The organism is Duganella lactea (assembly GCF_009857505.1).
Taxonomy (GTDB): domain Bacteria; phylum Pseudomonadota; class Gammaproteobacteria; order Burkholderiales; family Burkholderiaceae_D; genus Rugamonas; species Rugamonas lactea.
The window spans coordinates 1-21,279 of the sequence record NZ_WWCP01000012.1; the positions used below are offsets into that span (position 1 = coordinate 1).

Annotated in this window: 17 protein-coding genes; 10 read left to right on the forward strand and 7 right to left on the reverse strand. The window is 64.1% G+C overall.

The features are described from left to right. Positions 1-164: 164 nt before the first annotated feature. Together GTP44_RS11810 and GTP44_RS11815 are read right to left on the reverse strand one after the other, a co-directional pair. Entirely contained in the window at positions 165-1,067 is a 903-nt protein-coding gene (locus tag GTP44_RS11810) for an alpha/beta hydrolase (RefSeq protein ID WP_161019586.1), read from the reverse strand. Positions 1,068-1,169: 102 nt separating this feature from the next. Then, entirely contained in the window at positions 1,170-2,243 is a 1,074-nt protein-coding gene (locus tag GTP44_RS11815; protein WP_161019587.1) for an aldose epimerase family protein, read from the reverse strand. Positions 2,244-2,529: 286 nt separating this feature from the next. Between GTP44_RS11815 and GTP44_RS11820 the strand changes: the two genes are divergently transcribed. The 3 genes from GTP44_RS11820 to GTP44_RS11830 are packed head-to-tail and all read left to right on the forward strand — an operon-like array spanning position 2,530 to position 6,708. Beyond that, positions 2,530-4,644 (forward strand): TonB-dependent receptor, encoded by a 2,115-nt coding sequence (locus tag GTP44_RS11820; RefSeq protein ID WP_371867207.1) that lies wholly within the window; start codon positions 2,530-2,532, stop codon positions 4,642-4,644. A 13-nt stretch (positions 4,645-4,657) separates the two neighbouring features. After that, entirely contained in the window at positions 4,658-6,397 is a 1,740-nt protein-coding gene (locus GTP44_RS11825) for a PepSY-associated TM helix domain-containing protein (protein ID WP_229256882.1), read from the forward strand. A gap of 11 nt (positions 6,398-6,408) precedes the next feature. Then, entirely contained in the window at positions 6,409-6,708 is a 300-nt protein-coding gene (locus tag GTP44_RS11830; RefSeq protein ID WP_229256883.1) for a DUF3325 domain-containing protein, read from the forward strand. On the opposite strand, the gene GTP44_RS11835 is transcribed toward GTP44_RS11830, so the two are convergent. Continuing rightward, entirely contained in the window at positions 6,686-8,188 is a 1,503-nt protein-coding gene (locus GTP44_RS11835; protein WP_161019589.1) for an AMP nucleosidase, read from the reverse strand. The two genes, GTP44_RS11830 and GTP44_RS11835, sit on opposite strands and share 23 nt — an antisense overlap. A gap of 126 nt (positions 8,189-8,314) precedes the next feature. Here GTP44_RS11835 and GTP44_RS11840 point away from each other — a divergent pair, with 126 nt between their 5' ends. The 3 genes from GTP44_RS11840 to GTP44_RS11850 are packed head-to-tail and all read left to right on the forward strand — an operon-like array spanning position 8,315 to position 13,670. After that, positions 8,315-12,373, forward strand: coding sequence for a Pls/PosA family non-ribosomal peptide synthetase (locus GTP44_RS11840; protein ID WP_161019590.1), 4,059 nt, complete (start codon positions 8,315-8,317; stop codon positions 12,371-12,373). Beyond that, on the forward strand, positions 12,370-12,948 hold the full coding sequence (locus GTP44_RS11845; RefSeq protein WP_161019591.1) for a 4'-phosphopantetheinyl transferase family protein: 579 nt from the start codon (positions 12,370-12,372) through the stop codon (positions 12,946-12,948). Before GTP44_RS11840 ends, GTP44_RS11845 begins: the two co-directional genes overlap by 4 nt. Beyond that, entirely contained in the window at positions 12,945-13,670 is a 726-nt protein-coding gene (locus tag GTP44_RS11850) for a polysaccharide deacetylase family protein (protein ID WP_161019592.1), read from the forward strand. Before GTP44_RS11845 ends, GTP44_RS11850 begins: the two co-directional genes overlap by 4 nt. A 27-nt stretch (positions 13,671-13,697) precedes the next feature. On the opposite strand, the gene GTP44_RS11855 is transcribed toward GTP44_RS11850, so the two are convergent. The 3 genes from GTP44_RS11855 to GTP44_RS11865 are packed head-to-tail and all read right to left on the reverse strand — an operon-like array spanning position 13,698 to position 14,824. Continuing rightward, a complete protein-coding gene (locus GTP44_RS11855; protein WP_202424055.1) occupies positions 13,698-14,195 on the reverse strand; it encodes a GNAT family N-acetyltransferase in 498 nt (165 codons plus the stop codon). Positions 14,196-14,197: 2 nt separating this feature from the next. Beyond that, positions 14,198-14,602, reverse strand: coding sequence for a GFA family protein (locus GTP44_RS11860; protein WP_161019593.1), 405 nt, complete (start codon positions 14,600-14,602; stop codon positions 14,198-14,200). A 3-nt stretch (positions 14,603-14,605) separates the two neighbouring features. Beyond that, a complete protein-coding gene (locus GTP44_RS11865; RefSeq protein WP_161019594.1) occupies positions 14,606-14,824 on the reverse strand; it encodes a DUF7661 family protein in 219 nt (72 codons plus the stop codon). A gap of 202 nt (positions 14,825-15,026) precedes the next feature. Between GTP44_RS11865 and GTP44_RS11870 the strand changes: the two genes are divergently transcribed. The 3 genes from GTP44_RS11870 (at position 15,027) to GTP44_RS11880 (ending at position 19,230) form a co-directional block, all read left to right on the forward strand. Continuing rightward, positions 15,027-16,871 carry a DUF885 domain-containing protein gene (locus tag GTP44_RS11870; RefSeq protein WP_161019595.1) on the forward strand — a complete coding sequence of 615 codons (1,845 nt, stop codon included), beginning with the start codon at positions 15,027-15,029 and terminating at the stop codon, positions 16,869-16,871. A gap of 49 nt (positions 16,872-16,920) precedes the next feature. After that, on the forward strand, positions 16,921-18,192 hold the full coding sequence (locus GTP44_RS11875; protein ID WP_161019596.1) for a D-amino acid dehydrogenase: 1,272 nt from the start codon (positions 16,921-16,923) through the stop codon (positions 18,190-18,192). A 78-nt stretch (positions 18,193-18,270) separates the two neighbouring features. Continuing rightward, positions 18,271-19,230: a tetratricopeptide repeat protein gene (locus GTP44_RS11880; protein WP_161019597.1), complete on the forward strand. Its 960-nt coding sequence runs from the start codon at positions 18,271-18,273 to the stop codon at positions 19,228-19,230. Between the two features lie 12 nt (positions 19,231-19,242). Here the strand turns inward: GTP44_RS11880 and GTP44_RS11885 are convergent, their stop codons facing one another. Beyond that, entirely contained in the window at positions 19,243-20,211 is a 969-nt protein-coding gene (locus GTP44_RS11885) for a LysR family transcriptional regulator (RefSeq protein ID WP_161019598.1), read from the reverse strand. 110 nt (positions 20,212-20,321) lie between these two features. Here GTP44_RS11885 and GTP44_RS11890 point away from each other — a divergent pair, with 110 nt between their 5' ends. Continuing rightward, positions 20,322-21,269: an MBL fold metallo-hydrolase gene (locus tag GTP44_RS11890; RefSeq protein ID WP_161019599.1), complete on the forward strand. Its 948-nt coding sequence runs from the start codon at positions 20,322-20,324 to the stop codon at positions 21,267-21,269. Positions 21,270-21,279 lie beyond the last annotated feature (10 nt).

The window sequence follows — 21,279 nt, forward strand, 5'->3', positions numbered from 1 at the left end:
GCCCAGCTTCGTCAGCTTGGCTTCGCGCTCCTGCGCAGCAAAAAGGTTGGGTTTCATCATGGCAGAGTCGTCAAGGTTGATGCGCTGACATCATGCCACGGCCGGGCCGGTTTTTCGAGGCCCCCAGTAGTTTTGCAGAAAGAGTTAATGTGTCTTTTATTGGCCTAAAATACAAGATGGCTTGGGCTGCGCGCAGTATCAACGGAGTTTTTCATCAGAATTTTTTCAATAAAACTACAATAGGCGGATTTCACCTCTTCCGACTGCAGCAAATTGCTATGTGAACCGTCCTTCACCAGTAAAAAGCGCTTGTCTTTACTGTCAATTGCGTCAAACACTAAACGTCCCAACGCCGGTGGTGTTTGAGTATCAAGTTCTCCGGCGATTACAAAACTCTTTCCAGCATAGTGCGACACTGCATTTACATTATCAATTGCCCGCAAATCGTCGGCAAGGTCGATTCGTATGAAGGTTCTGATCCATGCGGGAATTCTGGTATCGATGACGGCGCTCATTGTATTTGCCGTCGCTTGAAGTATGAGCCCATCCGGTTGCCGATATTGCGCGACATGCGCTGCCATAAAGCTGCCCATAGAATAGCCATGCACAATCAGGCTCCCTTTGGTTTTTGCCCGTAGGTCGTCATAGAGGCGCAATGCATCTTCTTTCATGCGGTCCATCGTATGCTCACCCGTGCTGCGGCCAAAGCCACGATAATCGTAGAGGCTAATATTGATGGCACATTTTCCTATCGTGCTGGCGATAGTTTTCGCCGCATTATCGACATGATCTCCCCCACCAGGAAAAAATAATACAGAAATCTGAGCTTGATCTTGCAGGATGCTCAGACCTCCAAGAGAAATTTCCGGCGAAACCGTAACTGACTCTATCTCCAGCTTGGCTAATGGAAGACGCTTTGTTAGCTCGTCATTATCAAACGGTTTCTTCACTTGGTAGCCACTTAGCCTATCGGGCATCATCACATCATTATCATTGAGGTGAAAGCTGATACAACCGGTGAGTGAAAACATTAATGCGAAGGACAAGACGAAAAATTTGATTCGCATACAATTTATTGAGAAAGTAGTATTTGAAAATGCCAGTCTTCGAAGGTCCGCTTCCAGGCCGATAGCAGCCCTTCAAAACTCCACGCGTCCAACAGCTTGGTCTCAAGTCAAATCATCGCCCACGCAGCTGAAGCGGTACGCCATCACCGTGGAATACTCTTCGTTCGGACGCAGGATCGTCGATGGGAAGTCCGGGCGGTTCGGCGAGTCCGGGAAATGCTGCGGTTCAAGGCAGAGGGCGCTGCGGTGGCCGTAGGTGCGCCCTTTTCCGCTCACGCCGTCGTGCAGGAAGTTGCCGCTGTAGAACTGGATGCCCGGCTCCTGCGTCAGTACTTCCAACACGCGGCCGGACGATGGATCGACCACGCGCGCCGCCAATTCCAGCGCGCCAGCTTGCTTTTTCGTCAGGACGAAGTTGTGATCGTAGCCGGCGCCGTAGGCCAGTTGCTGATCTTGTTGATCGATCCGTTCGCCGATCGCGTGCGGCGTGCGGAAGTCGAACGGCGTGCCCGCCACGTTGACTGGTGCGCCAACCGGAATCAGGCCGCTGTCGACCGGCGTGTAGGCGTCGCCGAAGATGGTCAGTTGGTGCCCCAGGATATCGCCCTCGCCGGCCAGGTTGAAGTAGGCGTGGTTGGTCAGGTTCATCGGTGTCGCCTTGTCGGCGATGGCATGGAAGGCGATGCGCAATTCATTGTCGTTGCGCAGTTCGTAGATCACCGTCACCTCGGCGGTGCCTGGGAAGCCCTGCTCGCCGTCCGGGCTCACATAGGTCAGGATCAGGCCCACCGACTTCGGCGTATTGAAGGTTTCGGTGGTCCACAGGCGGCGGTGGAAGCCGTCGGCACCACCGTGCAGGTGGTTGACGCCATTGTTGACGTCCAGCTGATATGCGATGCCGTCGAGCGTGAAGCGGCCATTGGCGATGCGGTTGCCGTAGCGGCCGATCAGCGCGCCGAAGTAATGCGAGTCGCCCATGTAGGGGGTGACATTGTCGAAGCCGTGGCAGACGTCGGTCAGCACACCGTCGCGGTCCGGCACATGCAGCTCGGCGATCACCCCGCCGAGGTCGCTGATCCTGGCGATCATGCCGTTGGCGTTGGTCAGGGTGTAAAGGGTGGCTTCGCGGCCGTCCGGCAGCGTGCCGAACGGGGATTGGGTAATCGTTGCTTGCATGGTCAGGCTTTCTAATGACGTGGCGGCCGGCGGCGTCTGATTCCGCGTCGGCCGCCGCGCCGATGTTCTATGGGCTCCCGCCTGCGCGGGGGTGACGGTGTGCTTTCGTCGGCTTGCCGGCCAGCGGCATGCTCTGCTCTTCCCACTCGGGGTGGGTGCATGATAAACCAACATCATGCCCTTGCGCGCTTTCGATCTGCCCCGCCGGCATGGAACTGCATTGTTGACAATCGCCTTTTCCACGAATGATAATGATAAACATTCTCATTCAAAGCAGGAGTCCTCCGTGCCGTTGCCTCAGTCCCCATCGTTGACATACCGTCCTCTCGTTGCCGCCCTGCTGCTGGCCTTTCTTGCACCGGCGCTGGCGCAGGACGATGCCGGCGACACGGTGGTGATTTCGGCGTCGCGCTCGAACATCGAGGTGGAGAAGGCGCCGCAAACGGCGGTGGTGATCAAGCGGGACGACATCGCCCGCCAGCTGACCCTGTCCAGCAATTCTTCCGACGTGCTGAGCAATATCCTGCCCTCCTACACGCCCAGCCGCGGCAAGATGAACGGTTCCGGCGAGACGCTGCGCGGCCGCACGCCGCTGATTCTGATCGACGGCGTGCCGCAATCGAATCCGGTACGCCCGACCGGCCGCGAGGCGCACACCATCGATTACGCGATGGTCGACCGCATCGAAATCATCCAGGGGCCGAACGCGGTCAACGGCCTGGGCGCCACCGGCGGCACCATCAACATCATCACGCGCCGTCCGGAAAAAGGCACGCTGAACCAGAACATCGACGTGCAGGTGACCGCCCCCACCACGCATGTGGATGGCGACACGCTGAACTACAAGACCAACTACCGCCTCGACGGCCGTCTCGACCAGCTGGACTACCTGTTCGCCGTCGGCTACGAGGACCAGGGCCTGTATCTGGACGGCAAGGGCCGCGCCATCGGCGTCGATGTCACCCAGGGCGATCTGATGGATTCGCGCAGCTACGATGTGCTGGCCAAGCTGGGCTACCGCCCGGACGATAAGCAAAAGCTGCAGTTCTCGGTCAACCGTTACCGCATCAAGTCGAAGGCCGGTTATGTCGGCGTGGCCGGCAACCGCGAGCTGAACATTCCGTCCACCTCGCGCGAGGGCACGCCGCCCGGCACGCCGGCGTGGAACGATGTGTGGACCTCCAGCGTCAGCTACAACCACTACGACCTGGCCGGCATGGAGCTGTCGGCCATGGTGTTCAACCAGGAGTTCGTCGGCCTGTTCGGCGCCGACAATTCGGCCACCTTCCAGGATGTGCGCATCGCGCCGCGCGGCACGCTGTTCGACCAGTCGCGCGCGGTCGCCTCCAAGTATGGCAGCAAGGTCGGACTGACCAAGACCGGCCTGCTGGACGGCCGACTGAAACTGACCGCTGGTTTCGACACGCTGTTCGACCAGGGCAAACAGGATATGTATGGCACCGGCCGCACCTTCGTGCCGGAGTCAAAGTACAGCAATCTGTCGCTGTTCGTCCAGGGCGAATACCAGCTACTCGACAAGCTGACGCTGCACGCCGGCGTGCGCCGCGAAAACGCCGATCTCAAAGTGGACACTTACCGCACGCTGGCGGCCTACAACAACACCCTGGTCCAGGGCGGCAAGATCAAGTTCAACGAAACCCTGCTGAATGCAGGTCTGGTGCTGACGCCGGTGCGCGACGTCACCGTCTACACCAGCTATTCGGAAGGCTTCGGCCTGCCCGACATCGGCCGCACGCTGCGCTCGATCAACACGCCCGGCCAAAGCATCTCCAGCCTGCGCGCGCTGGAACCGATCCTGACCAAGGGCGTTGAACTGGGCACCCGCGTGCGCAAGGGCGCCTGGGAGCTGGACGCCGCCTACTACCGTTCGGATTCCGATTTCGGCACGCGCGTGGTGTCGGTCAACGGCCTGTTTTCCATGGCGCGCGAGAAAACCCGGCTGGAAGGCTACGACGCCAGCGCCACCTACCGCTTCAGCAAGGCGCAGCGCGCCGGCCTCGCCTACGCCTACACCAAGGGCCGCTACGACAGCAACGGCGATGGCAGCCTCGATGCCCGCCTCGACGGCCTGAATGTCGCGCCGAACCGCGTGATCGCCAACTGGAACGCCGACTGGAACGACAAGCTGTCGTCCTTCATCCAGGTGCAGCAAGCATTCAGCCAGAATTTCGACGACCCGGCCAAGCGCTTCAGCGGCTACACGCTGGCCGACGCCACCGCCAGCTACAAGCTGCGCCACGGCGCGCTGCGGATCGGCGTATCCAACCTGTTCGACCAGAACTACATCACCTACTACTCGCAAAGCGCGCTGGTCGAGCCGACTCGCTACTTCGCCGGTCGCGGCCGCACCATCACGCTGGGTTATGCGCTGAAGTTCTGACCGGAAAACCGCCATGCAACGCAAGCCGACGCCACGCCTGTTGCCACTACTTGCCGCCGTGCCCGGCGCCTATCTGCTGTCCGCGCTGGCGGTCGGCGGCCTCGGCGCCGCCCTCGCCTGGGCCGGGCTGGCCCGTCCGGAAGCGGTGGTACTGGGCGCCATGTGCGGCTTTGTCATCTGCCTGACGGTGCTGTTATGGGGCTATCGCGCCGCGCTGGGGTGGTTGCACACCTGGGTCGGCGTGGCGCTGGGCGGCGTCCTGTTCGCGATATTCTGGATGGGGACGCTGAGCGTGTTCGACCGTGAAATCGACCGCTGGATGATGCCCGACACCCGCCTGCCGCCGCAGGTGCGGCAGCAGCCACTGTCACTCGACCGCATCGCGGCGGCGGTGGCGCCGGCCGTGCCGGCCAAGGCGACGCAGTGGCGAATCGACCTGCCGACCGCGCGGGTGCCGGTGCTGCGCTTCACCTACAAGGCTGGCGCCGACGAGGCGCCGGTGCGCCTGCTGGACCCAACAAGCCTGGCCTTCCTGCCGGAGCCGGGCACCTTGGGCGCCAGCGGCTTCATCTTCCCGTTCCATTACGGCCTGCACCTTAAATGGAACGATCTCGGCAAATGGATCGTTGGCCTGGCCGGCATGGCGATGCTGGTGTTGCTGGTGTCCGGCGTCCTCATCCACAAAAAGATCTTTATCCAGTTTTTCACCTTCCGGCCACAGAAGTCGCTACAGCGCGGCAGCCTCGACCTGCATAATCTGACCGGCGTGCTGGGACTGCCGTTTCATTTCCTGATCACGCTGTCCGGCCTGATCATCTTCATCACGATTTACTATCCGCAGGCGCATTCCAGCGTGTTCGGCGGCGGCAAGGAAGGCAAGGCCGCCTTCAGCGCCGAGGCCTACGGCAAATTCTCCCGCGCCAAGGCCAAGGCGCCCGGCACGCTGGCCTCGCTGGACGCCATGGCCGCGCGCGCGGAAAGGGAATGGGCCGGCGGACGCCCCTACTTCGTGCGCGTGTGGCATCCCGGCGACGCCAACAGCTACGTCGAGCTGCGGCGCTCCTATGCAAATGACGTCACCATGAACCTGGACCAGATCTATTTCGACGCCGCCAGCGGCGAGATCCTGAACCGCTTCAGCGCCGGGCCGGTCATGTCGGCCCAGCGCTTCATCTCCGGCATGCACTTCATCCAGTTCGAGCACTGGCCGCTGCGCTGGCTGTACTTCCTGGCCGGCCTGAGCGGCTGCGTGCTGATCGCCACCGGCTTTCTGTTCTGGCTGGAGTCACGGCGCGCGCGGCACGCCAAACGCGGGCTGGCCGGCGTGCGCGTGGTCGAAGGCATCGCCGTCGGCGGCGTGAGCGGCATCCTGATCGCCACGCTGGCCCTGTTTGCGGCCAACCGGTTGCTGCCGCCGCACGCCAGCCTGGCCGGCGCCGACCGCGCGACGCTGGAAATGTGGGCATTCTTCATGACATGGCTGGCCTGCCTGATCCACGCCTGGCTGCGTGGCCGCGCCGCATGGCGCGACCAGACATGGACCGTATGCGCCGGCGCGGCAATCTGCGTGGCGCTGAACGCGCTCACCACCGGCGACCATCTGCCGCGTGCCTTGGCAAACGGCATGTGGCCGGTGGCCGGCATGGACTTGATGCTGCTGATCGTCGCCGCGCTGGCCGGGTGGGCAGCCCTGCGCATGCGCAAGCCGACACCCGCGCCACGGGCCGGAATGGCGTTGGAAAGCGTCTCGTGAGCGCGGCGCTGTTGCTACTGGCCTGCGCCGCCAGCTATGGCGGCTTCGCCTGCATCGCGCTGGCCATGCCGGATTATTGGGAGCGCGCGGGCGGCGACACGGCCCGCCACGCACCACGCCGTCGCCGGCTGCGCTACGGCGGCGCCGCGCTGCTGGCGCTGTCTCTGGCCGCGTGTCTGTGGCGCGACGGCCCCGGCTTCGGCGCCCTGCTGTGGGGTGGGTTGCTGACGGCGGGCGCCATCGCCGTGGCCTTCACGCTGACCTGGCGCCCGCGATTGCTCGGCCTTTTTACTGGAACGCCACCTCGGTAAAACTGCGCAACTTGCGGCTGTGCAGTTTGTCCACGCCGAGCGCGCGCAACAGCTCCATCGCGCGGATGCCGATGCGTAAATGCTGGTCAACGCGGTCGCGATAAAACTGGTTGGCCATGCCGGGCAGCTTGATTTCGCCGTGCATCGGCTTATCGCTCACACACAACAAGGTGCCGTAGGGCACGCGGAAGCGGAAGCCATTGGCCGCAATGGTTGCGCTTTCCATATCCAGCGCGATCGCCCTGCTCTGGCTGAAACGGCGCTCGGGCGTGCGCTGCGGCATCAGCTCCCAGTTGCGGTTGTCGGTGCTGGCGACGGTGCCGGTGCGCATCACGCGCTTCAGGTCATGGCCGGTCAGCTGGGTGACCTCGGCCACGGCGGCCTCGATCGCCACCTGCACCTCAGCCAGCGGCGGAATCGGCACCCACAGCGGCAAATCCTCGTCCAGCACATGGTCTTCACGCACATAGCCGTGGGCCAGCACATAATCGCCCAGCTCCTGGGTGTTGCGCAGGCCGGCGCAATGGCCCAGCATCAGCCAGGCGTGCGGACGCAGCACCGCGATGTGGTCGGTGATGGTCTTGGCGTTGGCCGGGCCGACGCCGATGTTGACCATCGAAATGCCGGTGCCGTCGGCGCGGATCAGGTGATAACCGGGCATCTGCGGCATGCGCGGCGGCGGCGCGCCATGGGCGTCGCCCGGCGCCACCGCCTGCCCGACGCGCCGCTTCACCAGGTTGCCCGGCTCGACGAAGGCGATGTAGTCGTGACCGGCCTCATCGGCGGGACTGGCCATCAACTCGTGACCGAGCTGGATGAATTCGTCGATATAGAACTGGTAGTTGGTGAACAGGACAAACTTCTGGAAATGCTCGCACGAGGTGCCGGTGTAGTGGCGCAGGCGCTGCAGCGAATAATCGACGCGCGGCGCCGTGAACAGCGACAGCGGCTGCGCCTCGCCCATCGGCGGCTCGTGGGTGCCGTTGGCGATGCCGTCGTCCATGGCCGCCAGATTGGGCAGGTCGAACACGTCACGCATCAGCAGGCGGCGCTCGGCGGTCATGCTGCCCTCGATGTGCTCGTGCTCGGCGAACGAGAAGTGAATCGGAATCGGCTGCGCGCTGACGCCCACTTCCAGCTTGACGTGGTGGCTGCCGTGGTTCTTCAGCAGCAGCTTGAATTGCTGCAGATAGTAGCGGGCGAACAGCTCGGGCCGGGTCAGCGTGGTTTCGTAGGTGCCGGGACCGGCGACAAAACCGAAGGCCAGACGCGAATCGGCACGGGCCACGGTGTCGGTATGCACGCGGACGAAGGGATAGCAAGCGCGCACATGCTCGCCGATGTCTTCGCCGGCGACAAAGCGCCTCATGGCGTCGCGCAGGTAGGCGATGTTGGCGTCGTAAATCGCTTGCACCTGATCGAAGGCGGCCTGGGCGTCATCAAACTGCATCGGGGCGATGAATGGGCGGGTGGAAGACATGCGGCTCCTTCAGTTTTTGCTCGTATTTCCTATTGTAAAGGCTGTAAGCAGAACTTGCATTCTTCCTCTAGGGGAACCATCTGCCGTACCGTACAATGATGCTCTGATACCGATAAAAGTTTCCGCATGACCCAGCCTGCAATCCCCCCTTCCGACGTTCTTTTTGGCCCGTGGCAGGAGCACCTGCTGCGGGAAGAAATCCTGGCCGATCTGCTGGAAGCGACGGCCGCCCGCGTGCCGGACCAGATTGCGCTGATGTCCGGCGACCATGCGCTGACCTACCGCGAGCTCAACGCGCAGGCCGATCTGGTGGCGGCGCGGCTGATCGCGGCCGGCGTGGGACCGGGGCAGATCGTCGGTTTGTGGCTGCCGCGCGGCATCCCGCTGCTGGTGCTGCAGGCGGGCATCGCCAAGGCCGGCGCCGCCTGGCTGCCGGTGGATGAGGACACGCCGGTCGAGCGTCTGCAAGTCTGTCTGGACGACGCCGCCGGCGCCGGCGTGCTGACCTGCGCCGCCTTTGCGCCGCGGCTGACCGCGCTGGGCGAGTTTGCGGTGTCCGGCCGCCCGGTGTGGACCGCCGAAGCCCTGCTGGCCGCGCCGTCCCCCGATGAAACGCTGGCCCGCCGTGGCGCCGTCTCGCCGGATGTTCCGGCCTACGTGATCTATACCTCCGGCTCGACCGGCAAGCCGAAAGGCATCCTGATCACCCAGCGCAGCATCTGCCACTTCCTGCGCAGCGAAAACGAGGTGCTGGGCGTGACCGGCGCCGACAAGGTCTATCAGGGTTTCTCGGTCGCCTTCGACATGTCGTTCGAGGAAATCTGGATTTCCTATCTGGTCGGCGCCACGCTGTGGCTCGGCCCCAAGGAAATCAGCGGCGATCCGGAGACCTTGCCGCGCATGCTGGAGCAGAACCACGTCACCGTGCTGCACGCGGTGCCCACGCTGCTCGCGCTGTTCAATCAGGAGGTGCCCAGCCTGCGGCTGATTAACCTCGGCGGCGAAGCCTGTCCGGAATCGCTGGTCACGCGCTGGTCGCGCGACGATCGACAGATGTTCAATACCTACGGCCCGACCGAAGCCACCGTCTCGGCCAGCCTGGCGCGTTTGCAACCCGGCCAGCCGGTCACCATCGGCCGTCCGCTGCCCAACTACGGCCTGCTGATCATCGACGCCAACACCGATCCCGCGCCCGGCGACACCGCCGCCGGCAGCCCTGTCCTGCGCCTGCTGCCGCACGGCGAAGTGGGCGAACTATGCATCACCGGTCCCGGTCTGGCGGCTGGCTATCTTGGCCGCCCCGACCTGACGGCCGAAAAATTCCTGCCCAATCCCTGGTCCACCGGCCCGCGCGATACGCGCCTGTACCGCACCGGCGACCTGGCGCGCATTGGCCCGGACGGCGAAGTGACCTGTCTTGGCCGCGCCGACGACCAGGTGAAGATTCGCGGCTTCCGCGTCGAACTGGGCGAAATCGAAGCCCTGCTCGCGCAGCAGCCGGGCGTGGGCACCGTCGCCGTCCTGCTGCGCAAGGACGACGGCATCGACCAGCTGGTCGCCTATCTGGTCGCGGACAGCAACGTCACGCTCGACCCGCGCGCGCTGCGCGGCGCCCTGGCCGAAAAACTGCCGCCCTACATGGTCCCCAGCCGCTACGAAATGCTGGACGCCATGCCGCGCCTGACCTCCGGCAAAATCGACCGCAAAACGCTGAAGGCCACTCCCTTGAGCGCACCGGCGGCTGGCGGCGCCGAGGACTCCGACCTGCCCGAAACGCCGGCCGAGGAAGCGCTGTTCGCAGCGCTGGCCAGCCTGTTCCCCGGCCAGCCCATCGTGCGCAGCGCCGATTTCTTCAGCGATCTTGGCGGCCACTCCTTCTTCGCCGCCCGTCTGGCCTCGTCGCTGCGTGCCGACCCGCGCTACGCCCACATCACCGTGCGCGACATATACCAGCAGCGGCAGATCGGCAAAATCGCCGAGGTGCTGGCCGCCACTCCCAACGCAGGCAAAGAAGAACAGGACTGGACGCCGCCATCGCGCCTGAAGCGCTGGATCTGCGGCATCGCCCAGGCGGCGGCCATGCCGCCGCTGGTCACGCTGCGCATGGCGCAATGGCTGGCCCCCTTCTTCACGTATCACTTCTTCACCGGCGATCCGGGCGACTCGATCGCCCGCGCCATCGCCGCCTCGGTTGGCGTATTCCTGCTGGCCACCGTCGGCGAATTTGGCATCGCCATCGTCGGCAAATGGCTGATCGCCGGCCGCCTCAAGGCCGGCACCTATCCGCTGTGGGGCGTGACCTACTACCGCTGGTGGCTGGCCGACCGCCTGGTCGAATCGGCGCCGGCCTATCTGCTCAGCGGCTCCTCGCTCAACACCTGGTGGCTGCGCGCGCTCGGCGCCAAGGTTGGCAAGGACGTCATCATCGGCTCCATGACGCTGCGCGCGCCGGACCTGCTGCACATCGCGGATCACGTCAGCATCGGCAACGCCGTCAACTTTGAAAACGCCCGCGTCGAACGCGGCCAGCTGCACCTCGGCCTGATCGTGCTGGAAAAGGATGCCTGCATCAGCTCTTTCGCCATCATGGAAGGCAATACCCGCATCGAAACGCTGGGCCACCTCGAAGGCCAGTCCGCGCTGGGCGATGGCGGCGTGGTGCCGGCGGGCCGTGTCTGGTCCGGCTCGCCGGCGCGCGATGCCGGCGCCTTCGACACCAGCAGACTGCCGCCACGTCCGCTGGTTGGCGTCGCCCGGCGCATGGCGGAAGGTGCGTTCTTCGTGCTTGGCATCCTGTTGATCGTCACGCTGTTCTTCATGCCGGTCTTCCCCAGCTTCGTGCTGATCGACTGGTTCGACGACACCGGCTGGATGCCTTGGCTGCAGAGCGACGACATGCGCATCCAGCTGCTGCGCTACTTCGTGCTGGCCTTCCCGGCCAGTGCGGTACTGATCATCCTGACCGCGCTGCTGTCGGCCGGCATCCGCTGGGCCGCGCTACCACGATTGAAACCGGGCCGCTACGCGGTCCACAGCAACACCTACTGCGCCAAATGGCTGGTCAGCCAGATCCAGGAATCGAGCCTGAACGTCCTGCATGGCATCTACGCCACCGTGTTCGCGCCGTACTGGTATCGGCTGCTCGGCGCCAAGGTCGGCAAGGACGCCGAAATCTCCACCGCGCTGGGCGTGGTGCCGGACATGCTGACGCTGGGCGACGAAACCTTCATCGCCGATGCCGTCATGCTGGGCGACGAGGAAATCGACGGCGGCTGGATGACCATGCAGCCCACCGTGATCTCGCACCGCAGCTTCGTCGGCAACGGCGCCTACATCCCGGACGGTACCACGCTGCCCGAGCATGTGCTGATCGGCGTGCACTCGCGCGCGCCGCACAACGCGCAGATGAACAGTGGCGACACCTGGCTCGGTTCCCCGCCGATCAACCTGCCGGCGCGCGAGCAGACCAGCGGCTATCCGGAGTGGCTGACCTTCCATCCGTCGCCGCTGCGTCGCCTCGGGCGCGGCCTGATCGAAGCGTTCCGCATCGTCGCGCCGCACGCGCTGGTGATCGCGGTCGGCTACACGCTGGTGCTGGCGGTGATGCCGGCCGCCGGCGCCGGCCGCTGGGGTGAGGTGATTTGGGACATGGCGCTGGCCGGCCTGGCCTACGGCGTGGGTAATTACGTGTTCGTGGTGCTGCTCAAATGGCTGCTGATCGGGCGCTATCGCAAACAATCGGAGCCAATGTGGACGCCTTTTGTGTGGCTTTCCGAAGCGGTGACCAATCTGTACGAAGGCATCGCCGTGCCGAACTTCCTGCGCTACCTGCGCGGCACGCCGTGGCTGCCGCTGGCGTTCAACTGCCTCGGCGCGCGCATCGGTAAGGGCGTCTACATGGACACCACCGACATCACCGAGTTCGATTGCGTGCATATCGGCGACAACAGCGAGCTGAATGCGCTGACTTGCCCGCAGACCCACCTGTTCGAAGACCGCGTGATGAAGATCGACCATGTGATCATCGGAAAAAAAGTCTATATGGGGCCGCGTGCCTCGGTGCTTTACAGCGCCAGCGTCGGCGACAACGCCCGCCTCGGCGCGCTGACGCTGGTGATGAAAGGCGAAACCATCCCCGCCAACGGCAACTGGGCCGGCTGCCCTGCCGCTCCGGCCAGCAAATGAAATCGCTGGCCGTCCATATGTGGCCCGGTCCCGTGTCGGCGCCGCAGGGTGGCTTGTTCGCGATTTTGATCCACACCGACGGCGGGCCGCATCGTGACGACGCCCGCCGCCAGCTTCGCCTCGCCGCGCGCGAAGCCCTGGCCGCCGTGCTGCGCGTACCGCTCGACGACATCGGCATCGTCTCCCGGCCTGGCGAGGCGCCATCCGTCGTGCTGACGGGCGCGCCAACTGTCATCGGCATCTCACTCAGCCACGACGACCGCTACTCGCTGGCCGCCATCAACCTGCAAGGCCGCATCGGCGCCGACATCCAGCGTGTGCAGGACATCCCCGACTGGCAAACGGTCGCCAGCGACTACCTCGGTCCCGTCATCACTGCGGCACTGCAAGCCACGCCAGCAGCCGAGCGCCCGGCCGCGTTCACACAAGCGTGGACACGGCGCGAGGCCGCGCTAAAATGCCATGCACAACAACTCAGCGAATGGCAAGGTGACCTGCCCGGCCAAGCCATATCGCTGATCCTGCCGGTTCCGGGCCTGACCGGCCACCTTTACATCGGAGACAACAACGCATGAAGATTCTCGCCTTGCTGCTGGCGGCCATCGCCGGCACCGCCACCGCCGCCGACTGCGGCCCGGACAAGCTGAACACCGAACGCACCATCGTCCTCAAACGCGAAGGCGCGGCCTACGGCACCCAGCAGCACAGCGCCCTGCCACTGGGCGACAAGGAAGTCGTGCTGACCTTCGACGACGGGCCGTCGCCGGAAAACACGCCGCTGGTGCTGAAAGCGCTGGCCGACCAATGTGCCAGGGCTACCTTCTTCATGGAAGGCCGGAACCTGCGCCAGTCGCCCGATCTGGCGCGCCGCGTGGTCAGCGAAGGCCACTCCGCCGGCATCCACAGCGACACCCACCCGCACCTGCCCACCCTCAGCCCGGAACAGCAGCTGGATGACCTGGCCCTCAGCCGCGCCGCCTACAAAGCCGTCTTCGGCGTTGAGACACCGGCCTACCGCTTCCCCTTCCTCGAAGAGACGCCCATCATGCTGGCGGCGCTCAAGCAAGCCAACATCACCGTCGCCTCGATCGACATGGCCATCAACGACTGGATACCCGAGGACACCACCGAAATCCTGGCCCAACGTCTGAACCAAAGCCTCGACAAGGCCGGACGCGGCATCATCCTGATGCACGATGCGAACGGACCAACCGCCAAAGCCCTGCCAACCCTACTTAAGGTTCTCAAGCACAAAGGCTACAAGGTGGTTCACCTGGAATGGGAAAAAGCGCAGTGATGATGGATAAGATCAGAGGAATCTTCGTCAGCCCTGAGACTGAGCCACCGTCCAGGCCATTTTCTGCACTTGAATGTGGGGATGACTTTCGAGCGCTTCCCACTGTGGTAAGAAGGTGAAGCCTTGTTTCTGGTAGAAGGCTGAGGCCCGGATGTTTTGTGGGGAAACGTCAAGCAGCACGCGGTGGTGGCCGTTTAAGGCTGCATAGGCTTTCACCGCGTCGACCAGGCGCGTGGCGATAGCTTTGCCGCGCTGCGATGGTGCGACCCACATGGCGATCAGGTAGAGATCCTGGCTTGCGCCGGGCACGTGGGCGACGATGCCAACTACTTCATCACCGTCAAACGCCAAGAGGTAGCGCGCCGGACCACGGCCTGCGGCGCGGTCGCGCCATGCCTGCTCGGTGTAGGCGGCTGCGGAGGCGTGCGTGACGCCGAAGGCGGTTGGCGCATCGAGCAAGGCGGCCAGACGCACGTGCCTCAGCGCCTGCCAGTCGTTTTCAGTGGTGACGCGAATCTCAGCCATTGTCAGAGGTACCGGGTTTCTTGTGGCGGCGTATCCCAGTTGTCGTTCTTGCCGTCCAGGTAGGTGATGGGCGCGGCCGCGAGTTCCGCTTCGCTGACGTCGTCCAGGCAGGTGACGTTGACCGCGTAAAATTCGCCCCAGCGCGGCGACTGGCCGATGCCGAATGCCCGCACGCCGCAGTGGCGACAGAACAGGTGCTTGTCACGCTTGCTAAGGAATTGATAGAGCGTCAGTTCGCCCTCGCCCGACTTCAGGCGGAAGGCTTCGGGTTTGACAATCGCCGGCCAGAAGCGGGCCTTGACGCAGATGGAGCAGTTGCAGCGCAACGTACCCTGGCCGAGATCAATGTCCGCGTCAAAGGTGACGGCGCCGCAATGGCAGCTACCGTGATAGGTCTTTAGCGTCATGCTTCATTCCAGTTGTACCGCTGCGTTATTGCGCGGCGTGGCGTTTTCGTGCAGCAGGTCGGCCAGGTAATCGCACAGGTCCGCCTCGGCCACGTCGCCGGGAATGATGAAGTCCGCCGCGCGGCGCTTGCCTTCGGCGCCGAAGTAAAACGCCTGCCACGCACCCGGCGCGCCGGTGACGGCGATGCAGGAACCGAAAATCTTGAACTTGAGCTGCTTCATTTCAAAGCCCGGATGATGAACGCATCACCGTTAAGAAAAAACAAACATAACACAGCCGTAAAAAAACCGTCAACCCTCAATCGGGCGCGCCAAGCTTCCGCCAGCGCTTCAGCGGTGATAGCTAAATGCCATTGACATCGCGTCACAGTGCAAGCTAAGGTCAGCATCGCGCTGATGCCTTACTTACTCACCGAAGGATGCCATGACCGATTCCCATTCCCGCCGCGATTTCCTGCTAGCCGCACTCTCCGCCACCGCCGCCGGCGCCATGCCCAACCTGGCCTGGGCCAACGACGCCGACGCCGCCTTTAACAAGCTGCTGGCCGACATCGCGGAAGAAGTTCTGAAGCTGTCGCCCACCAGCGCCACCGGACTGGGACTGGACAAGGGACCACGGGCCGCGCTGAAATCACGGCTGGAAGACCTGTCGCCGGCCGGCGACGCCCAATGGGCAGAGGAAGTCAAATCCATCGACACCCGGCTGCGCGCCATCGACCGCAAGACGCTCAGCGCCGATGCGCAAACCCGCTACGACACCATCGCCTATGCCGCCGAATCGGGCAAGCAAGGCTTGCGCTTCCCGTTCGGCGGCGCCGCCAGCGGCTTCTTTGGCGGCACCGCGCCATTCCCCGTCACGCAGCAGGACGGCGCCATCACCCGCATTCCGGAATTCCTCGACGCGCAGCACCAGATCGCCAACGCCGCCGACGCCGAGGCCTATATCGCACGGCTGGCAAGCCTGGCGAACGTACTGGATCAGGAAACCGCGCGCATCGCCGAACAAGCCGCCAAGGGCATCATGCCACCGGACTTCATCTGCAAGACCGCGCTGGGCCAGTTGCGCGACTTCCGCAAAACGCCCGCCGCCGAGCAAAAGCTGGTGGCCTCGATCACCGCGCGCACGCAAAAACAGAACATCGCCGGTGACTGGCATGCGCGCGCCCTGAAACTGGTGGAAGATTCGGTCTATCCCGCGCTGGAACGGCAGATCGACACCTTCGGCAAGGCCGCCGCCAAAGCCACCAGCGTGGCCGGCGTGCACCGCCTGCCGGACGGCGTGGCCTACTACGCGTGGGCGCTGCGCCTCGGCACCTCGACCACCCACGGCGCCAGGGAAATCCACGCCATCGGCCTGGAACAGAACAAGCAACTGCAATCGCGCATCGACGCCATCCTGAAAAAACAGGGCATCACCAACGGCACCGTGGGCCAGCGCCTGCTGGCCTTGTCGAAGGACCCGGCGCGCTTCTACGCCGACAACGACAAGGGCCGCGAGGAACTGATCGCCTATTGCAACGACCGCGTGGCCGCCGTGCGCAAGCTGATGCCACAGATCTCGCACCTGGACCTGAAAGTGCCGCTTCAAATCAAGCGCGTGCCGGTCGATATCGAGGCCGGCGCGCCACTGGGCTATATGAACTTTGCCTCGCTGGATGGCTCGCGCCCGGCCATCTACTACATCAACCTGAAGTCGACCACGCTGTGGCCCAAGTCGGAAATCGCCACGCTGACCGCGCACGAAGGCTTGCCGGGCCACGCCTGGCAAGGCGCTTACCTGGCCGAACACCACGGCGAACTGCCGCTGATCTCTTCGCTGATCGGTTTCAACGCCTTCGTCGAGGGCTGGGCGCTGTATGCGGAACAACTGGTCGATGAATTCGGCCTGTACGCCAACGATCCGTTCAGCCAGATCGGCTATCTCCAGGCGCAGCAATTCCGCGCCTGCCGCCTGGTCGTGGACACCGGCATGCACGCGATGAACTGGACGCGCGAGCAGGCGATCCGCTTCCTGGTCGATAACACGGGTCGCGGCCAGCAAGCCATGACCAGCGAAATCGACCGCTACACGGTATCGCCGGGTCAGGCCTGCGGCTACAAGATGGGCCACAACGAAATCCTGCGCCAGCGCGAGCGCGCGAAACAGGCGCTGGGCGGCAAATTCGACCTGCCCGGCTTCAACGACGCGCTGGTGCAAAGCTGCGGCGTACCGCTGACCGTGCTGCCAAGCGTTATTGATCGCTACATCGCGAAACAACAGCGGACGTAAAAATTCGTTTGACGGCAGATGGTTTTCTTGTAAGCTTGTTATCCACATCATGAAAACCATCGCCATCATCGGCGGCGGCGTCACCGGCGTGACGACCGCTTACGCCCTCGCCAAGCGCGGCTTCGCCGTCACCCTGCTGGAACGTCATCGCTACGCGGCGATGGAAACCTCGTATGCCAACGGCGGCCAGTTGTCGGCATCCAATGCGGAGGTGTGGAACCACCGCTCGACCATCCGCAAGGCCTTGCACTGGCTGCTGCGCCGCGACGCGCCGCTGCTGGTGCATCTGCATCCCACCTGGCACAAGCTGTCGTGGTTCACTGAATTCATCGGCGCCATGGAGCGCTATCACGACAACACGATTGCGCTGGCCCGCATGGCGGTGGCGGCGCGCGAGCATGTATTCCGCTGGGCCGAAGAGGAAAACATTCAATTCGACTTGCGCCGGCAAGGCGTACTGCATCTGCATCGGGACCGTACGGAGTTCGAGCACGCGGTGGCGGTCAGCAAACTGCTGGAGCGCGGCGGCGTGCGGCGCCGCCAGGTGACGCCGGACGAAATGCGCTCGATCGAGCCTTCCCTGCGCGGCACCTACTACGGCGGCCATTACACCGACAGCGACAGCAGCGGCGATATCCACAAATTCACCACCGGCCTGGCGCAAGCGGCGCAACGCCTCGGTGCGCAGATCCATTACAACCAGCATGTGGTGCAGCTCAGCGCCAGCCAGCATGGCGTCGATGTGACGGTGCTGCGCGACAATGGCGCCGACACCCAGCGCTATGACGCAGTGGTGATCTGCGCCGGTGTCGCCAGCCGCGCCTTCGCGGCGCAACTCGGCGACGAGGTCAATTGCTATCCGGTCAAAGGATATTCGGTGACAATACAGCTGGACGACGCGGCCAGCCAGGCCGCCGCGCCGCAAGTGAGCCTGGTTGACGACACGGTTAAACTGGTGTGCAGCCGCCTGGGCGACCACCGCCTGCGGATCGCCGGCACCGCTGAATTCCACGGCCATAACCGCGACATCCGCGCCGACCGCATCGCCCCGCTGACCGCATGGGTACAGCAGAACTTCCCCGACGTTTGCACCCGCGCGATCACGCCGTGGGCCGGGCTGCGCCCCATGACGCCGGACCTGATGCCGCGCGTGGGCCCGGGCAAAGCGCCAGGCGTCTACTACAACACCGGCCACGGACATCTCGGCTGGACCTTGAGCGCCGCAACGGCCGACATGGTCGCCAGCGCCATCGCCGCCGGCCGCGATGCCGTTACAGCGCGTGCCAGTCCCTCCACCAGGTGCGCTACCGCACGCACTTAAGTCTTGGCTAACTTTCATTGCCTTGAAAATGGCGTAAACTAGTATCATCTCTAGCCTGTCTTCACTAGGAGGTATGACATGACGGCTCAATCTATCGCACGTATCACTTTGCTGGCAAGCGCCCTGGCCTTTGCCGCGCCGGTTTTTGCCGCCGAGCCCACCGTCCAGGAGGTCTACGCGGCAGCCAGCGCCGGCAAATACACCGAGGCGCAGGGCATGCTCGATCAAGTAATCGCGGCGCACCCGAAAAGCGGCACCGCCTATTTTGTCCAGGCGGAGTTGCAAGCCAAGCAAGGCCAGTTTGACGCGGCCCGCGCATCGCTGGCCAAGGCCGAGCAACTGTCGCCCGGCCTGCCGAAGGTGAAACCGGAAGCCATTGCCAAGCTGCGCACGCTGCTGGACAAAGGCGCGAAGACTTACGCCCAGCCGGCCCGCAACGCCAACAGCAATGGCTACAACAGCGGCGGCTACGCCAGGGAGCCTGAAAGCAAAGGCTTTTCCTTCGGCGGAATACTGATCATCGGTCTGGGTCTGGCCGGCTTTATCTGGCTGGCGACGCGCTTCATGCAACGCCGCCAGGAGCAGCAGGCCATGAATAATCCGTACAATCCGGCCGGCTTCAATCCGGGCGGGCAGCCGGGCTACGCGCCGGGCGGCGTGCCGCAGCAAGGCGTCAACCAGCCAGGCTGGGGTCAACAGGGTTATCCGCAGCAGCAGGGCTACGGTCAGCCGGGCTACCCTCAGCAACCCGGCATGGGCTCGCGCATCATGGGCGGCCTGGCCACCGGCGCGGCCGTGGGTGCAGGCTTTGTGGCGGCGGAGGCACTGGCGCGCCAGTTCACCGGCAACCATAACGAGGCCAACGCGGCCAACGCGGATCAGCCACGCAACGACATCGTCTACGACGATCCATCCTCGCGCGATGAACTGCTGCGCCGCGACGACATGGGCGGCAACGACTTCGGCGTCAGCGGCGGCGGCTGGGATGACGGCGGTGGCGGTGGCGGCGATAGCGGCGGCGGTGGCGACTGGGATTAAATCGCCGCAGCTTTAAGGGCGGCGCTGCCGCTCCGCCCCGACTCTCTCCATCGCCAGGTCCCAGTACGCGGGACTGCCGAAATACTCCTTCAAATGCCGTATCAACAGCTGTGCCTTGCCCTGGTTTGAGCGCCCGGGCATGTGCACCGCATGGATCGCCGGTTCGTTCGGATCGCGGCGCCGGGCGTCATCACGCGCGATCGGCAGCATCGGGAACACCGGCACCAGTTGGCCGGACACAATCGCGTCGCTGGCCAGCCAGTTCGCCAGATGCACGATGCCCGCGCCGGCAATCGCCGCGTGCAGCAGCGAATCCGTATCGTCGCAACGCAAATTCCCCTTCACCGGCAACGGCTGGTAATCGTTCACGCCCTTGAAGCGCCACCAGCCGCGTGGCGGCACGCGGCCGTTCACCGTCAAACACTGATGCTGCAGCAGGTCTTCCGGCGACTTGGGCCAACCGTGCCGCGCCAGATAGGCCGGACTGGCGCTGACCACGCGGTTCATGCCTGACAGGTATGTCGCCACCAGATCGCTGGCCGGCAGCACGCCGGCGCGCACCGCCACATCGACGCGGCGCGCGGACAGATCCACCACCTCATCGCTGACGTGCAGGTCGATCTCGATCAACGGGTGACGCTGCAGGAAAGAGGCGATCGCCGGCGCCACATGCAGACGGCCAAAAGCGGCCGGCGCCGACACCGTCAGCAGGCCGCGCGGTTCGGTATCCAGCTCCTGCACCGCGCTCCTGCCCTCGGCCAGCTCGGCCAGCACATTGCGGGCGCGCGGCAGAAACCGTTCGCCGGCGTCGGTCACCACCACTTGGCGCGAGCTGCGCAACAACAGGCGCGCGCCCAATTCCTGCTCCAGCGCATCTATCTTCCGGGAGACGGAAGACACGGCCATTTCGAGCTGGACAGCAGCCTTCGACAAACTGCCTAATTCAACGACGGTGACGAAACATTTTAATGCGTCGATCATCCTACCTCCATCTTTGCGTAAATAGCAAATTGCTTTTGCCTTTTCCCATATTGTGCCATTTTTTGCAAAGATGCATACTTCTCTCCATCAATGAATTAAGGACCAAGCACATGAAATTCACACCTGTCTCTGCCACACTGGCGCTGGCGTTGGCCACCGCCACTTCCGCCTTTGCCGCCGCGCCGCTGGCCGGCAACAACGCGCCGGGCTTCTACCGCGTGATGCTGGGTGACTTTGAAGTGACCGCCCTCAGCGACGGCACCATCGACCTGCCATTCGACAAGCTGCTCAAGCAGCCGGCCGCCGCCACCCAAAAAGCGCTGGCGCGCAACTACCAGTCGCTGCCGACCGAAGCATCGGTCAATGCCTTCCTGATCAACACCGGCGGCAAGCTGATTCTGGTCGATACCGGCGCCGGCAGCCTGTTCGGCCCGACGCTGGGCAAGCTGGCGGCCAACATCAAGGCCTCCGGCTACCAGCCGGAACAGATCGACGAGATCCTCATCACCCACCTGCATCCCGATCACGTCGGCGGCCTTGCTGTCAACAGCCAACTGGTGTTCCCGAACGCCATCGTCCGCGCCGACCAGCGCGACACCGACTTCTGGCTCAGTCAGGCCAATATGGACCAGGCGCCGGCCGACGGCAAGGGCTTCTTCCAGGGCGCCATGGCCTCGCTGACGCCCTACGCCGCCGCCCAGCACCTGAAACCGTTCAGCGGCGACACCGAGCTGGCCCCGGGCGTGCGCGCCACCGCGAGCTACGGCCACACGCCGGGCCACACCATCTACACCTTCGAGAGCAAGGGCAAGAAGCTGGTACTGGTCGGTGACCTGATCCACGTCGCGGCGGTGCAACTGGCGCATCCGGAAGTGACCATCGGATTTGACAGCGACGCCAAGTCCGCCGCCGCATCGCGCGCCAAGGTGTTCCAGGCGCTCGCCAAGGACGGCACGCTGGTGGGCGCGGCACACTTGTCGTTCCCCGGTCTGGGCCACCTGCGCGCGGACGGCAAGGGCTACGACTGGCTGCCGGTCAGCTATTCTCAACTGCGCTAAGTCAGCGCCA